General features: G+C 44.2%; 9 protein-coding genes. 2 read left to right on the plus strand and 7 right to left on the minus strand.

What is annotated here, in order from left to right; genetic code table 11:
• Positions 1 to 26 precede the first annotated feature (26 nt).
• Complete coding sequence (locus L0991_16635; GenBank protein ID XGB65157.1) at positions 27 to 2,783, plus strand: immune inhibitor A; 2,757 nt, start codon at positions 27 to 29, stop codon at positions 2,781 to 2,783.
• 247 nt (positions 2,784 to 3,030) lie between these two features.
• On the opposite strand, the gene L0991_16640 is transcribed toward L0991_16635, so the two are convergent.
• Positions 3,031 to 4,206 (minus strand): MFS transporter, encoded by a 1,176-nt coding sequence (locus L0991_16640; protein XGB65158.1) that lies wholly within the window; start codon positions 4,204 to 4,206, stop codon positions 3,031 to 3,033.
• Positions 4,207 to 4,735: 529 nt separating this feature from the next.
• On the opposite strand from L0991_16640, the gene L0991_16645 reads away from it, so the two are divergent.
• Positions 4,736 to 5,626 (plus strand): LysR family transcriptional regulator, encoded by an 891-nt coding sequence (locus L0991_16645; GenBank protein ID XGB65159.1) that lies wholly within the window; start codon positions 4,736 to 4,738, stop codon positions 5,624 to 5,626.
• A 71-nt stretch (positions 5,627 to 5,697) separates the two neighbouring features.
• Here L0991_16645 and L0991_16650 read toward each other — a convergent pair whose 3' ends face one another.
• The 6 genes from L0991_16650 to L0991_16675 form a co-directional block, all read right to left on the minus strand.
• The gene (locus L0991_16650) at positions 5,698 to 10,599 is read right to left on the minus strand and encodes a transporter substrate-binding domain-containing protein (GenBank protein ID XGB65160.1); all 4,902 of its coding nucleotides are present in this window, start codon (positions 10,597 to 10,599) and stop codon (positions 5,698 to 5,700) included.
• 25 nt (positions 10,600 to 10,624) lie between these two features.
• Positions 10,625 to 11,650, minus strand: a complete 1,026-nt coding sequence (locus L0991_16655; GenBank protein XGB65161.1) for a two-component system response regulator — start codon at positions 11,648 to 11,650, stop codon at positions 10,625 to 10,627.
• A 272-nt stretch (positions 11,651 to 11,922) separates the two neighbouring features.
• On the minus strand, positions 11,923 to 12,687 hold the full coding sequence (locus tag L0991_16660) for an ATP-binding cassette domain-containing protein (protein XGB65162.1): 765 nt from the start codon (positions 12,685 to 12,687) through the stop codon (positions 11,923 to 11,925).
• Positions 12,688 to 12,699: 12 nt separating this feature from the next.
• Positions 12,700 to 13,650 carry an iron chelate uptake ABC transporter family permease subunit gene (locus L0991_16665; GenBank protein ID XGB65163.1) on the minus strand — a complete coding sequence of 317 codons (951 nt, stop codon included), beginning with the start codon at positions 13,648 to 13,650 and terminating at the stop codon, positions 12,700 to 12,702.
• Positions 13,643 to 14,596, minus strand: a complete 954-nt coding sequence (locus L0991_16670) for an iron chelate uptake ABC transporter family permease subunit (protein XGB65164.1) — start codon at positions 14,594 to 14,596, stop codon at positions 13,643 to 13,645. Before L0991_16670 ends, L0991_16665 begins: the two co-directional genes overlap by 8 nt.
• Before the next feature lie 97 nt (positions 14,597 to 14,693).
• Complete coding sequence (locus tag L0991_16675; protein XGB65165.1) at positions 14,694 to 15,626, minus strand: ABC transporter substrate-binding protein; 933 nt, start codon at positions 15,624 to 15,626, stop codon at positions 14,694 to 14,696.
• Between the last annotated feature and the right edge of the window lie 397 nt (positions 15,627 to 16,023).

Raw genomic sequence — 16,023 nt, forward strand, 5'->3', positions numbered from 1 at the left:
ACATGGAAATATAAAAAGGAAATACAATGAAAATAATGAGAAAAACATTGCTCGCTTCAGCAATGCTTACTCTATTTAGCGTCAGTAGCTATGCCAAAACACCGATAGATCTTGGTGTTGTTAATGAAGATAAGCTAATAGAAATGTTAGTGAGACAGGGCTTAGTTGACCAAGACGCAACCGATGCGGCAAAGCACGATGCACTTGATCGTTATCTAAAAAACAAGCTTAACTCTGGTTTTAAAGGTGATGCTCAGTTCGGTAAAAAAGCACTAGAGCAACGAGCGAAAATACTCAAAGCTATCGAAAAAGAGTCTGGCGTTAAAAAAGCGAGTGTTTTTGCTCTGGAAGTCGGTACTAAGCGTACAGACAAAGTACTCGCGCTGCTTGTCGACTTTCCCGACTTAAACTGGGATGACAACAGACTGACCAAAGAGCACACCCAAATGCTCTACGAGAGCTACAACCCTGAACACTACCAAGAGCTATTGTTCTCTGACACAGGCTATACTGGTCCAAATGGCGAAAACTTGATCTCGATGCGCCAGTATTATCAAAGTGAATCAGGCGACAGTTACAGTGTGGCTGGTCAGGCAGCAGGTTGGTATCGTGCTTCTAAGCCTGCCGCTTTCTATGGTGGTAACTCCCCGACTACCGACAATGACCTGAATGCCCAAGAACTGGTGCGTGAAGCCCTTAACCAGTTGGCTCAAGATCCTAGTATTAACCTTGCTGATTACGACATTGAAGATCGCTACGATTACGATGGCGACGGAAATTTCCGTGAGCCAGATGGCGTAATTGATCACCTAATGGTGTTCCATGCCTCTGTAGGTGAAGAGGCCGGTGGCGGTGTATTAGGTCCTAATGCAATTTGGTCTCACCGTTTCAACCTTGGACGCACACATGTGCTCGAAGGCACCTCGAGCTCGCTTCCAGATCGTTTTAATGGCCAGTACGCAGCGTTTGATTACACAATTCAGCCGATCGATGCCGCTGCCGGTGTTTGTGCGCACGAATATGGCCATGACTTAGGTCTGCCAGACGAGTACGACACGCAATACACAGGCAAAGGTGAACCAGTCTCTTATTGGTCTATCATGTCTTCAGGCAGTTGGGCTGGTCAAATCGGCGGTACACAACCGACTGCATTCAGCTCGTGGGCAAAACACTTCTTACAAAAATCGATTGGTGGTCGCTGGATTAACGATGATCAAATCTCAATTGAGGACCTAGAAGATAACCCACAAATTTACACCTTATTCCAGACGACAGATAACGACCGTCCGAACATGATTAAGGTCGACCTTCCAGAGAAACAAATTGAAGGTCTGAAACCGTTCGAGGGTGAGTACTCATTCCACTCTCAAAAAGGCGATGACCTGAAGAATAGCATGACCCGTAAGCTGCAAATCCCGGCTGGCGACTCTGCAATGCTTTCCTTCAAAACTTGGTACCAAATCGAGAAAGACTATGACTTTGCTCGTGTCCTTGTGAACGGACAAGCCATCGCAGGCAACATCACCTCTATGGATGACCCATACAATACCGGCCTAGTTCCAGCGGTTGGTGGCGAGTCTGACGGTTGGATTGATGCTGAGTTTGATGTTTCTCAATGGGCAGGCCAAGAAGTAGAACTGTCGTTCGAATACATCACCGATGGCGGTTTAGCTATGGAAGGCTTCTACCTAGACAACCTTAGCCTTGTAGTTGACGGTGACACGGTTGCGATAGATGACGGCGAAGATAACTCTAGCTTTGCACTTAATGGCTTCAAATTGAGCAATGGCTTCCATCAAGCTCAACACTACTACCTACTGCAATGGCGTAGTCATATGGACGTGGATGAAGGCTTGGCGAATATCAAGCGCATGGGCCAACTCATGTCGTTCGATCCAGGCCTGATCATTTGGTATGTCGATGAGTCACTCACTGATAACTGGGTAGGCAAACACCCTGGTGAAGGCTGGTTGGGTGTGGTCGATGCCGACCAAAATGCCATGATTTGGCAAAACTCTGGAAAAGTCGCTCAAACACGCTATCAAGTTCGTGATGCTGCCTTCTCACTGAAAGATCATACGCCAATGCGTCTTGTGAACAGTGACAATGATGTGCTTCAGGATACGAGCCTAGTGGGTACAGCAAGCTTCTCTGATGATCAAGATTACACATCACCACAAGCTCCTGATTCAGGTCGTATTTTGACTAAGTTTGGGTTGGTAGTAGACATTGTTAACCAGAGCGCTGACAACGAATATGGTGTGGTACGCCTATCGAAAGTAAGCCAACACAACATTGCGCCAACAGCGAACTTCGAACTCAATACTGATGGGTTGAACGTCTCAGCTCGTAACTTCAGTTCGGATCAAGATGGCGAAATCATCAGCTACCTATGGGACTTCGGCAACGGCGTAACAAGCAGTGAAATCGCGCCAACGTGGACATACCAAGAAGCCGGCGAATACACAGTCAGCCTAACGGTAGTCGACGACAAAGGTGCTAACGCATCGTTTAGCTCAATCGTTAATGTTGAGGTTCCAAACGCGCTTCCTGAAGCAAGTGCGAAGTACATTCACTTAGGTCGTTGGGTCACCATGTGGTCAACAAGTTCGGACAGCGATGGTCGAATTGTCGATACAGAGTGGACATTACCAAATGGAAAAGTGAAACGAGGTCGTACATTCACTTCTATTTTCCCTTCATACGGAAAGCATGAAGTGAAGCTAAAAATCATCGATGACCAAGGCGGGATCACGACTAAGACCATTATGGTCGACCTTTAAATCGCTTCTAGCTCAAATCATTGAAAAAAGTACGTAGACAATAACGTGCGTACTGATAAACCAACTTAAGTACTGTTGTCTGTGGCATGAGTCAGGACAGCAGTTTTAAGAAACGTTATTATTTAAGCCGTAAGCAAAAGCCCTACCGTCATTGGTAGGGCTTTTTATTTGTCTCGACATCGAACAAGCTATGCAGACACACTGTTCTAATGAAGGGGGGTATCTCCCCCAAACAGATGACAACTCGTCACACCGGCTGATTTTGAATGCGTGATTTACGTGCGCTAAATGCAAACAATAAGATAACGGCTAGCACAAAAGGTAGTACGTAAATATTGAGGTTTTGCCAACCCACTGTCGATTCCAACCAACCAGAAAGCAATGCAGTCACTGTCACACAGCCAAATACAACAAACTCATTGAAAGCTTGCGCCTTCGCTTTGTTCTGGGGCTGATAAGATTGACTGAACAAACCAGTTGCCGCGATAAACATAAAGTTCCAGCCTACCCCGAGTAAAACCAGGGCTGCTCTAAAGTGCCAAATCGACTCACCATGGATGTTGATAGCAATACAGAAAACAAACAGTATCCCGCCAGCCAAAATCATCATTCTCGAACCAAATTTCTCAATCAGCGACCCAGTAAAGAAGGCAGGAACAAACATACCCAATACGTGCCACTCAATCACACCCGCCGCTTTGGTAAAGTCGAAACCACAGCCGATCATTGCCAATGGTGTAGCCGTCATCAGAATGTTCATCACCGCATAGGCGACCATTGCAGCAAAGACGGCTCCAACAAAATTCGGTGCCTTCACGATTGCACTCAAAGGCTCAGATTTTGGTGCTTGGTGACTAAACGACACTTTAGGGAATTGAATGGTCTGTAAGATAACGAGGGCCAAAATGTTTAAGCCAATCAATGAAGCAAAAGCCCCAATGTAAAGACCATCTTGCGACCATTGCTGAGACATAATCGCTAAGTTAGGTCCGAGTACCGCAGCAAGAACACCACCAGCCATTGAAATCGAGATTGCGCGGTGTCGTGCATTTTCATCACACACTTCAATAGCCGCGAAACGATAAAGCGTTCCGAAGCCAATACCGATACCTAATAAAAAGGTCGCAAAGCAGAACAGATAGAAGTTTTGTTGCAATAACGCATAAGTCGCTAGGCTCGCACCCGTAATTCCAACGATATTACCGATACTAAAGCCTCGCTTTCGGCCTAACTTTCCTGAAATCAAAGAAGCAGGAATGGTGGCAGCCATCAATCCCAAAAACTGTAACGCGACTGGTAAAGTAATCATACTGGCACTGGGCGCAATCTGTTTTCCTATCAAGCCAATCACGGAAATCAGTAGGATATTCCCTGTCATTAATAAGGCCTGACACAGTGATAGTAGCCAAACATTTCTATTCATCTTCGTTCCTAAATGTGAGCGCGGCTGATCACTAGACCAAATAACCAACAAAGTCTCAACACTTTGTTACAAAAAATGAAACTCACCTACTACCTATGTTTTGCTTTAAAGCCATCTCCTTTTCGATCTTCAACGATACCAAAGACGTCGCTTTCTATATTTTCAATTCCTTCTGAATTTGCAATTATCATAAACGGAGATAATAATAAATTTTTGTTATTAATTAGGGCGTGTTGATCTTTCGAGCTGATTTTTGCAGCGAGTTGCTGGGTATTTATACAAGGCAGAGGTTTTGATGTGTAGCTAGCCTACATGAAAAGCCGATAACGCAGTAGAAATGACCAGCAAACGCTGCCCAAAGGGTTCGGCTAAAAGCGTTTTACTCTTTGTTGAGGGGGATTTGCTTAGAATGACTAGGCTACTTCCCCCTCGCCGCGATTAAAACGCTTTTATCTCGAACAAAACTTAACCACGAAAGGTCAACACGCCCTAGCACTGTTTCAAAAAACTTCGGTATTGAGAGGCGAGTATGATTAATCCACTTTGGCTCAACACATTTAAGACTCTGGTAGAAGTCGGCCATTTCACCCAAACGGCTGAAAAGTTGTACATGACTCAACCAGGTGTAAGCCAACACATCAAAAAACTTGAGCAAGCATGCGACTGTGAACTGCTCTCTCGAGAAAACAAGAGCTTCGAGCTGACCGAGCAAGGTCGGATTATGTATCGCTATGCGCTCAAACTAGAGAAAGACCAAGAAGACCTTTTCGAGTCGCTCAGTTTTGATAACCCTTACTCTGGGCAGTGTCACCTATCTTGTTCAGGCTCACTTTCTTTGCGCTTATATCCCAAGCTTCTTGAACTGCAGCAGCAACACCCAGACCTAAGCATTAATCTAGAGGCTGCCCCGAATAGAAAGATATTGAATGACCTGCTGCAAGGCACGACCGATGTCGGCATCGTGAGACATTCACCGAACGACAGTTACTATCAAAGCCAAGTTATCGGCAAAGAAGCCTTGTGTCTTATCGTGCACCATAGCCATGCCGATCTTGAGATAACGCCACAAACACTGCACGAGATTGGTCTGATAGCTCACCCAGATTCTGCGCATTACCTCTCTTTGTACTTCGACCTGTGTGGTGATAAAGAGCTCGCGAACATCAACATTAATGAGATACCGAAATCAGGCTATATCAACCAACTTCATCAGATACTGCTGCCTGTATCAAAAGGATTAGGGTTTACCGTGCTACCAGCTGGTGCCGTTGAAAATTTTGCTGAAAGAGATAAGTTGCACGTCGTGCCGCCAAAAGTAGAAGTTGAGGAAACGCTGTACTTAGTCCAAAAGAGAAACCGCAAGCTCCCTCATCGATACAATACCGTGATTGATTTAATCAAACAGAATGTCAGCAATTAAGTTAGTACTCAGATAAAAAAGCCTTTAACCACGATAGTTAAAGGCTTTAACGACAAGAAACAGTTTTAATTCTATGGTTGTGAAGCGCTGAACACCTCGCTCGCACCTTCAAAATCGTAATTCTCTAGTAATCCCAGTACCTCTTTTAGGACACTCGAATCAGGGTGTTCAATGAGTAACTCCGAAACGTATTGCGTCGCATCGTTATCGTAAGCTTCGAGAAGAGACAACAGCTTAGAGATTTGCTTGGGATCTAACTCAGAAGAGTCCGATGTATCATCTGCACCTTTCTCTGCCGTGGCTGCGCATGGTTTACCAAAATCACGCTCGACCGCTTCAATCAACTCCCTTAAGCCAACTTCGCTTTGCTCAAGATCTTGCTCTACACAAGCCTTATTGTGAGCTCTGCTTTCAAAGTCACTGAGTAATTCAGCGAGCCTCTGCCCGCCAATTGAAGCCGACATACTTTTTAGAGTGTGTAGATTCCGCTCTAACGTTACCCACTCTTCTTGCGCTAGGTTATCGAACGCTTCCGATAGCATCGATGGGGCCCCTTGGCAGAATCTATCTAACACCTTATTTTGCAAGGCTGTATCGTTATTGGTGAGTTGCTCAAATCGAGCCTTTGAGAAAATCGATAGGTCAGAGTTATCAGAAACCGATTCATCAACCAGAGCAGGTTCTGGCGCTTTACCTTCAATCAACACCTCAGGCACGATGTATTTAGAGATCAAAGAAGTCGCTTTATCAATGATGATCGGCTTGTCCAAAAAGTCCGTTACGCCTGCGTCTCTTGCTCTTTGTTTCGCATCGGCAAACACGTTGGCCGACATCGCGATAATAGGCACAGTGGTATTAAATTCACGGATCAATCTTGTAGCCTCAAACCCATCCATGATTGGCATCTGTAGATCCATGAAGATCATGTCGTAGTTGTTGTTCTTTGCTAATGTCAGTGCCTCTTTGCCGTTTTCAGCAAGGTCGGCATCTAGCTTGGCTCGACTAAAGAAGGCTAACGCAAGATCTTGGTTAAGTTTATTATCCTCCACCAGCAGTATCTTCTGGCCTTTGAACTCTATCTGATAATCCAGTTGAAGCTCTTGTGCTTTGAATTGAGCTAACTCTTCATTTGTCGTTCGAGCAAAGGTTACAACGAAAGAAAACTCACTGCCTTGCCCAAACTCACTCTCAACCGTTATTTCGCTGCCCATTGCATTCACGAGCTTTTGGCTGATATTGAGCCCTAAACCTGTTCCACCAAATCGACGTGTCGTTGTGGTATCTGCTTGGCTAAATGCTTGAAATAGCTTATGAAGGTTGTCATCAGAAATGCCTATCCCGGTATCCGCAACGCAAACCTTCATCGTCAATTCACGCTCGTTTGAGTCAACAATATCGACCGTCAAAGAAACACTGCCTTTTTCCGTAAACTTAATCGCGTTGCCAATAAGGTTAAGTATTACTTGGAACAACCTGAGTGGATCACCGAGTAAAGGAGTATCGAGTTCTGGGTCAATCGACATCGATAAGTTAAGCTGTTTTTCATCCGCTTTTGACTCCATCAGCTCAATGACATCTTTAAAAGTCGCCAAGGCATTAAATGGAATATTATCGATAAACAACTGACCCGCTTCGATCTTAGACAAGTCTAAAATATCGTTAATGATGCTTAACAGAGAGTGACCAGAACGGTGCACTTTTTCAATATAGTTGCGGGCTGTAGGGTTAGTAATTTCCCCAATAGCTAAATAAGACAGACCAATAATCGCGTTCATTGGCGTTCTAATTTCGTGGCTCATGTTTGCTAAAAACTCTGATTTCGCCTGACTTGCGAGGTTTGCTCTCTCTTTCTCCTCAGCCAATTGCTCATTTAGACGTTTCATTTCAGAAATATCGAATGCCCAAAATAGCGTTGCAATTTCACCGTCAAGCTCAAACAAGTAGTAGCTAACAAGTGCGACAAAACGAGTGCCATCTGACTTCCTAAGCACTAACTCTTTGTTCACGACTTTTCCGTTCAGCTTGAGCTCTTTATGAATGTCATCACGAACCTCGAGAGAATCATGAATAGCAATCACATCGATAGACGAGAGTTCCTTATTTTCAACACCAAACAAGCGCTTTGCTGTGTCATTGGCATAACGAACCTGTTCCTCAAAAACCACTGCTGCTGCAATTGGAGAGCTATTAAGCATGCTATAGAGTTGGTCTTGGGCCTTTTTTAGTGCCTCTGTCGCTTCATTGGCAATACTAATCTGCTTAGCAAGTTTTCGGTTCCAAAAAACAATCAGTAAAACAATCACTAATGAAAAGGCAGAGATGGTGTAAACCAATTCGTAATCGACCCTTTCTATCGCTTTAGGTGCAGCCCACTTCGCTGAGATCTTTTGATGTTCTTCAGCGGAGAGCTTATCAATGGCTTTATTCAAAATAGAATAAAGCAGGGGCTCAGATTTAGTCACATGAAAGGTTGGTGATAGGTAAAAGTCCAGCCGCCCGATAATCCCAATGTCTCGGTGACCATATGAATCAATGAGATAGTTCAAGACGTCAACCGTATCGATCATTCCATCCAGGCTCTGATCATCAAGTAGGTTCAAGCCTTCAGCGGTTGAGTCAACAAAAACCCACTCGACGTTTGGATACTTCTCTACTATTGCCTCAGTATTCGCCGCATTTTTTAGGATACCGATTTTCCACCCAGTCGCTTCCTCAAGCACTAAGCTGCTCACCTCGCGTCTTGATGCAAGTGCCAAGCGGCTCGAGAATAGGCTATTTGCCGCTTTGACATTCTCTCCCAAGGAGCGATTTTCTTGCGCCGCAGAGACAAGTTCTACTTCTTGATGATCAACCAAACTTCGAGTTTCAGACCAATTCGCTACGTCAACATGCTCAATATTTAAGCCGGTTTTCTGCTCGATGAGTTTCAGGTAATCATCTATCATACCGATGTACTCACCAGTACTAGAGACTGCCTCATACGGAAGTGAATTAGGGTCGATACCGATACGCACCGTTGGGTTGTTTTTAAGCCACTCCCTCTCCTCTTCGCTTAAATTTAAGATCTCACCTGTTAAGTTATTGGCTTGATATATATCGGCAATGTATCGCTTAGCCGGTTCACCAAATGAATTAAACTGCTCTATATCTGGAAAGTAGACATGATTTCGCTCTAACGTTTTTGTATCAAAGTAAAAGGTCATTGAGCCGGAGTTAATAATGCCGCCTTTGGTGCGGTAGCTGGCCACTTTAGTTACTGATGCAAAATGAGAGGTGTTTCTTTTCTCCCCATGCTCATCGACAAGATTACCGATATACCAAGCCTTAATTGGACGATTGTTGTTATCAGCTTGGGCAGTGATCACCTGAAAAGAACTATCCGTGTCAAACACTTTAAAGAGTTCAGACAAATCATCAAAACGGTCATTTACGATAAAATAAGCGGAAATTTGAGCAATGATACTCGCTTTCTTTAGAACCTGGCTTAAGTCGCTCTGGATATGGGTCTCAATGATTTGACTCAAACCATCATCGACTTGTTTGAGGTTGGCTACTGCCGCGTTAAAGCGATCTCTCAGCTCTTCACTCTTAAAATCGACATAGATTGGATACTCAACTTGCTGTTCGTCGTGCAATCGAAGCTCTGACATTTCAATAAAGCGAGTATTAGTAATAAACCACTCCAGTACTCGCCTCTCAACCATCAATATATCGACGGTTTGTGCTCTTAGCTGCGCAAAAGCTGCCTCTAAACTGCCGATGTCTTCAACTCGCTCGATATCAATCTCTTGAGAAAGCATCTCTATTGAGTTTTTGATTGGTGAGGTGTCATCAAACAACAGTGCGCCCAGAGATAAGCCTTTTTGTGATTTGAGGTTGAGTTGGCGCCTCGCTAGTGACACAGGGACAAATTCAACATTAATGACAGAATCACTTAGAAAGTGAGCATCGGGGTCGTCAGCCTGAACACCGGAAACAAAAGCGATCGAGTTATTATTATCGATAGCCTTTCGCGCAGCACTTGGCGGCAAAGTGACAACGTCACCCAGTTTATAACCCATATCATTTAAAGCACGTTGTATGATGTCATGCTCTAAGCCAACAGAAGTGCTATCCGGGTACATATAAGGCGGGTTACCAAAGCCAAATACCCCTTTAAGTGGAACTCGATAAGGAGACGCATCTAGCCATTTAGATAAAATCTGGTTCTCTTTGCGAAAATCAAAGGTTTTGATCTGTTTGTTGATTAACGTCAGTAGCTCCACATCATCAGTTCGTACTACCATAGTCGCCTGAATTCTCTTCCAGTGCTCTAATACGTAATTAATCGTTAAATCATGAACACCGACTTTTTTTGCCAAGTCCATCGTCGTGATAGGCTCCGCGACAATGCCTTCTACCTCACCTTCCCCTAGAGCCCTCACCGCATCAATCACGTTGTCAAAATCAACTCGTTCAATAGAGCTAAGTTGAACGCCTGCTTTTTTTAAGTCTATGTTTTCATTGACCATAGCAATGCGTCGTTTATGATTTTGGTCTAAGTTAGTGTCGATTTTATTGTCGATGGGAGCAATCACAGCAACCTGATAAGGGATATACGGGTCACTCGCGAGAAAGCGCCCTCCATCACTAGGATCAAACTGTTGGAATGGGAAAACATCGCCTCGCCCATCGAGCAGTGCAGCTTTGGCTTCACTTCGAGAGCTGACGCTTATAAATCTCACATGAACGCCAAACCGCTCTTCAAGATCCTGTGTCCAGTCTTTAACAATACCAGAGACTTTTCCGTCATCATCAAGGAAGGAATATGGGTAATGGTTAGCAAGAGCAATGAAAGTCACCGTTGGCTTATTGTCTAACCATAGGTCTAGATCGGCATCAGTCACTTCAGAGGCATAAGCACTGCCAACAAACAACAGCCCTGACAGCAACCAGACCGAGAATGATATCACTGAACTTTTTAGCCTCAACATGAAAGCACTACATCTATTGAAGAGATTACTCATCTTTGAATTTTTCTTTAATCGCTAAGATCTTAGGTAGGTTTTCAAACAGTAACTCAACGATTCTAGGGTCGAAGTGTTTGCCCTTTTGCTCTTCAAACAAGGCCAGCGCTTCATCCACGCTCCAAGCCTTTTTATAAGGTCTCTCAGCAGTTAAGGCATCAAACACATCCGCTACCGCGGCGATGCGCCCTACCAGAGGGATCTCCTCACCAGCGATCTGATTTGGGTAGCCGCTGCCATCCCACTTTTCGTGATGATACTGCGCGACTTGAATCGCCATTCGCATCAATTTGGAGTCACTTTGCCTGCCGAGTATCTCAACACCGTATTCGACGTGCTTTTGCATGGTTGCCCATTCGTCAGCATCCAACTTACCTGGCTTGAGCAGCACGCTGTCAGGGATACCAATCTTACCAATGTCGTGCATCGGCGCTGCGTCTCTTAGGGTCTCGGCATCTTCGTCTGTCATACCCAATGCCTTCGCCAATATTTCACAATAGTGGCTCATGCGCATAACGTGCATGCCCGTTTCGTTATCTTTAAACTCCGCTGCTCGCCCGAGGATATTAAGAGTTTCCAACTTGCCTAAATTAATCTCTTGGGTCTTCTCTTTCACTTGACTAAACAACGCTCGCTGTTGGTCATACAAAGCGATGTGAGTCTTCACACGTTGCAGTGCGATTTCAGGAGTAATCGGCTTGGTCAGGTAATCAACAGCCCCTAGAGATAGCCCTTTAACCTCGGCTTCAGGGTCTATTTTGGCGGTCACAAAGATAATGGGAATATGCGCGGTATTCGGCTGCGCCTTTAGTTGTCGACACACTTCATATCCGTCAATATCAGGCATCATGATATCGAGGAGAATGAGGTCTGGCTGAGGAACCATCTTAGCTATTTTGATACCGATGGTGCCGTTGATCGCGACCTTAACTTGATAGGTATCTTTGAGTATCGCCGTTAACACATCCAAATTGCTTGGGGTGTCATCTACTACTAACACTATTGGTTTACGACTCATTGATACCTCGTATAAAAATCAAACAGTTATAACCCTAGTGTAGAACGTTTTTGGAATGCAAGGCACAAAAAATGGCAAATGATTTTAAAAAGTGAAGAGCAGATCTTCGAGTGACATCAAACTATCACTCTGGGTAAAACAACACGTCAATATTACGTCGATTAAGTCGTTATAATTCATAGAGAAACCATAAATATGACCTTGCAACTTAGGTTACTTACCTAAAAAAAAGAGCTCCTCATATGGAGCTCTTTTAGCTTGCTATAGACTGACTAACGACCTGAGTAGTACATACAAACTCGGACGCCATCGAACTCACGAATCTCAAATGGGATCTCGTAGATCGATTCCATCACTGACTTTTCTACTACCTCAGAAACCTTACCTGACTTCACTACTTGGCCTTTTTTCATCGCTACGATGTTGTCTGAGTAGCAAGAGGCAAAGTTGATGTCGTGAATCACAATAACGATCGCTTTATTGAACTCATGCGCCAAGCGACGAAGCGTCTGCATGATCTCAACAGAGTGCTTGATATCTAGGTTATTGAGCGGCTCGTCCAAGAAAACGTAGTCCGTATCTTGTGCAACAACCATTGCAATGAACGCCATTTGACGCTGACCACCACTGAGCTCATCAAGGTATTTGTTTTGAATATCAGTAATACCTAAATGCTCTAGTGCTGTATCAACAATCTTGTTGTCTTCGTCTTTCAAGCGGCCTTGCGAATGCGGAAAGCGACCAAAGCAAACCAATTCACGAATCGTAAATCGCATGTTGATGTTGTTTGACTGTCTGAGTACCGCCAGGTGCTTTGCTAGCTCTTTGGTATCCCACTCAGCAAGCAGTTTGTCGCCAATAAGCACTTCACCGGCATCACTTTCTGTTAAACGGCTGGCCATTGAAAGCAGTGTACTTTTACCCGCACCGTTTGGGCCAATAATAGAAGTCACTTCCCCTTTTGGGAACATAGCGCTGGCATCATCAACAACCAGTGATTTGCCATACTTCTTACTTAAACCTGTTAATTTAATCACTACTTACTACCTTTACTGAATTCTGGTACGTAACAACAAGAACATAAAATACAAACCGCCGACCAAGTTAATGATCACACTGACTGTGGTTTCAAAGGCCATCACTTTTTCAATGAACCATTGGCCAGACACAAGCAGAACCACCGCTAATAAGCTACTTGCAAGAATAAGCACGCGGTGTTGATATGAGCTAAATATCTGGCGCGCTAAGCTGACCGTGATTAAGCCGAAGAAAAGCACAGGGCCAACCAAAGCAGTTGATATCGCGACCATTACTGACACAATCACCAGAATCATCTGGGTTAATCGCTTGGTATTCACACCTAAACTTGTCGCGTTATCGACGCCCAACCATAGAACATCCAACTTTGGAGCCAACACCCAGAGCCCAAGCAAACACAAACCTAACGGAAGAATACTCAGGTAAACCAACTCGCTTTTCACATTATTGAAACTCGCAAACATAACGTTCTGCAGTACCGCGAACTCGTTCGGGTCAATCAACATCGCTAAGAAATTCGATAAGCTCGAGAACACGCTGCCACACACAATACCAATCAGCAGCAGAGTGAATACGTTGTTGCGTTTGCTCTTAAAGTAAAAATGGAACAGAGCAAACGAGAATAAGATCATCACAGATACAGACAAACCGAAGTTTGCAATGGAATCAATCACCCAAAAGCTCGTGCCACCAAAAACAAATAACAACGACGTTTGAACCAACATGTACAAGCTATCAAAGCCCAATATTGAAGGGGTGAGAATGCGGTTGTTGGTAATGGTTTGGAAGACCAGTGACGACGCAGAAATCGCCACAGCTGCCAGTACGATGGATAACAGCTTAGGCATTCTTAGCGACAAGAAAAATTCGTAGTTATCCCAGGTTAGCCCCTGCCCTACAAAAACGGCCGTCATACACAAAGACGCGATAGCCAGAATCGCGATTTTTACTGAATCACGCATTCGACTTGTCTCTCATGATTAGGTAAATAAAAATCAAACCACCGAAGATGCTGATTACCATCGAGATTGGAATCTCATAAGGGAAAATGACAACTCGAGCTAACAAGTCACAAGCCAGCACCAAGATCACGCCCCAGTAAGCTGTCCAAGGCAGGATTCGCTTCATGTTGTCACCCATCATCAGCGAGACAATGTTTGGAACGATAAGGCCAAGGAATGGGATGACGCCAACGATCATTACTACTGAAGACGCGCATATCGCCACCAGCGCAACACCAATAAAAACGATCTTCTGGTAGTTCAATCCGATGTTCTTTGCAAAGCTCTCACCAATACTCGCTGCGCTGAACTGACTCGCGAAATAGTAAGCCAGCATACAAGCCGGAACGGCAAGGTACAGGATTTCATAGCTGCCCTGTAATACGCTCGCGAAGTTCGCCATGGTCCATGCAGACATGGTTTGTACTAAATCATACTTGTAAGCAATAAACGTTGTCAGTGCTGAAACCACGTTGCCATACATGATGCCAATCAAAGGTACTAGTACCGCATTCTTGAACTTAAGATGCTGTAAGAAGCGAACCAACAGCATGGTGCCAAACACAGCAAACGCAAAGATGAAACCTAGGTAGCTCCATTGAGCTGCACTACCTAGCACCAGAATACCAACGATATAACCCAACATGGCACAGTCAATCGTGCCCATCGTAGACGGCGCTGCGAACTTGTTCTGCACAATCTGCTGCATGATTAAGCCAGAGACACTTAGACCGGCGCCAGCGAGCACAATAGCAAGCAAACGAGGGATTCGACTCACGATATAAATAGAGTTGGCGTGTTGGTTGCCATTAAAGAAGTCACTAAAACTGATTTCAGCGACCCCTATCATCAATGACGCAACGCATAACACGACAAGAAATACAGCAGCTGCAATGGGTTTCAACATAGAAATAATACTAAAGGTAGGTCTCGGGTAGCCCGTATAAAAAGTGAAAAAGGGCTTATAAGAACGTTTCTTATAAGCCCGAAAAACTCGTTAAAAATTACTGTTGAATGGTACGTTCAATGTCACCCAACATTCTGTGAATCGCCGTTACACCACCACCTGCTAGGTACCATGCACTTGAATCAAGGTAAACGATGTTGCCTTGTTGTGCTGCTGGCGTTGCAGCTACCAATGGGTTGTCAAACAGTTGAGGTGCACGACCTTCAGAGCGACCAATCGCTTTTTCACGATCTAGGATGTAAAGCACTTCAGGTTTTGCATCCGCAATGTATTCAAAAGAGATAAGGTTACCGTGCGTGCCTTTGATTGGTGCGACTGTCGCACTCTTTGACTCAACGTAACCAAAATCATCAAAGATAATTGAGAAGCGGCTGCCTTTGTTGAACATCGCAATATTGTTGCCGTTGTTCATTAGCATCATCGCCGTCGTTTCACCCGAGGTTACTTTGTCATTTACCGCAGTGATTGAACCTTGAGTCTCTTTGATGATCGCTTCAACTTCAGCCTGTTTGCCAAATAACTCACCCAGTGAACGCCAGTTTTGCTGTGCATCAGCCCAGTACTTATCACCTTCAATAGAGAACATGATCGTTGGAGCAATTTGAGCTAACTTGTCGTAAACCTTAAGCATGCGGTTTTCCGCAATGATTACGTCTGGCTTCAACATGTAGATAGCTTCAAAATCAGGTTCGCTTAACGAGCCAGTGTTTTTCGTTGTTTCTTTGTATGACTCAAGGTAGTCAGGCATTAGGCTGTGAGGTGCACCAACTGGCTTTACGCCAATTTTATCAAGTACATCCAAGCTACCAAAACCAAGAACAACAACTCGTTGTGGTACTTCAGTAAACTGCGCGGCGCCCTTTACGTGTTCAATCGTGACGGTTTCCGCATGAGCGGTCATCAGCGATGATGCAAGAACGATAGCAAGCCCGCTCACTAACTGGCGAACTGATTTGATTGTTTTCTTCATGTTTCTTCCTTTGCCATTGAGACATACCACCACCATGACAATGAAAGTCAGAATACTCATAGATGAGTATGGGTCGTACACAACTGCTAAATAACGATAATTTAAAGTTTGTCATTGATTTGACAACAAACTTGTAACGCAAGTGAGAATTATTATCAATTATATTTGCAGTAATTTAGTTGCACAACAACTTTCTTATTCAGAAACGTTAAAGTGATTATTCATGTTTTGCTAGATCGCTATCCAAAACGCGCATATCGAAACAGCATTGGAAAACTGGAAAGATCTAAATTAAGGAAAATGGAGCAAGAATTGGAAGAACGGAGATTTAAATAAGCTATATACCAAAGGACTAGCAGCATGAGCGCCTTAGAATTTACAATGTAAAATGCATCTA

The sequence above is a fragment of the Vibrio chagasii genome, from assembly GCA_041879415.1.
In the GTDB taxonomy this organism is placed as follows: domain Bacteria; phylum Pseudomonadota; class Gammaproteobacteria; order Enterobacterales; family Vibrionaceae; genus Vibrio.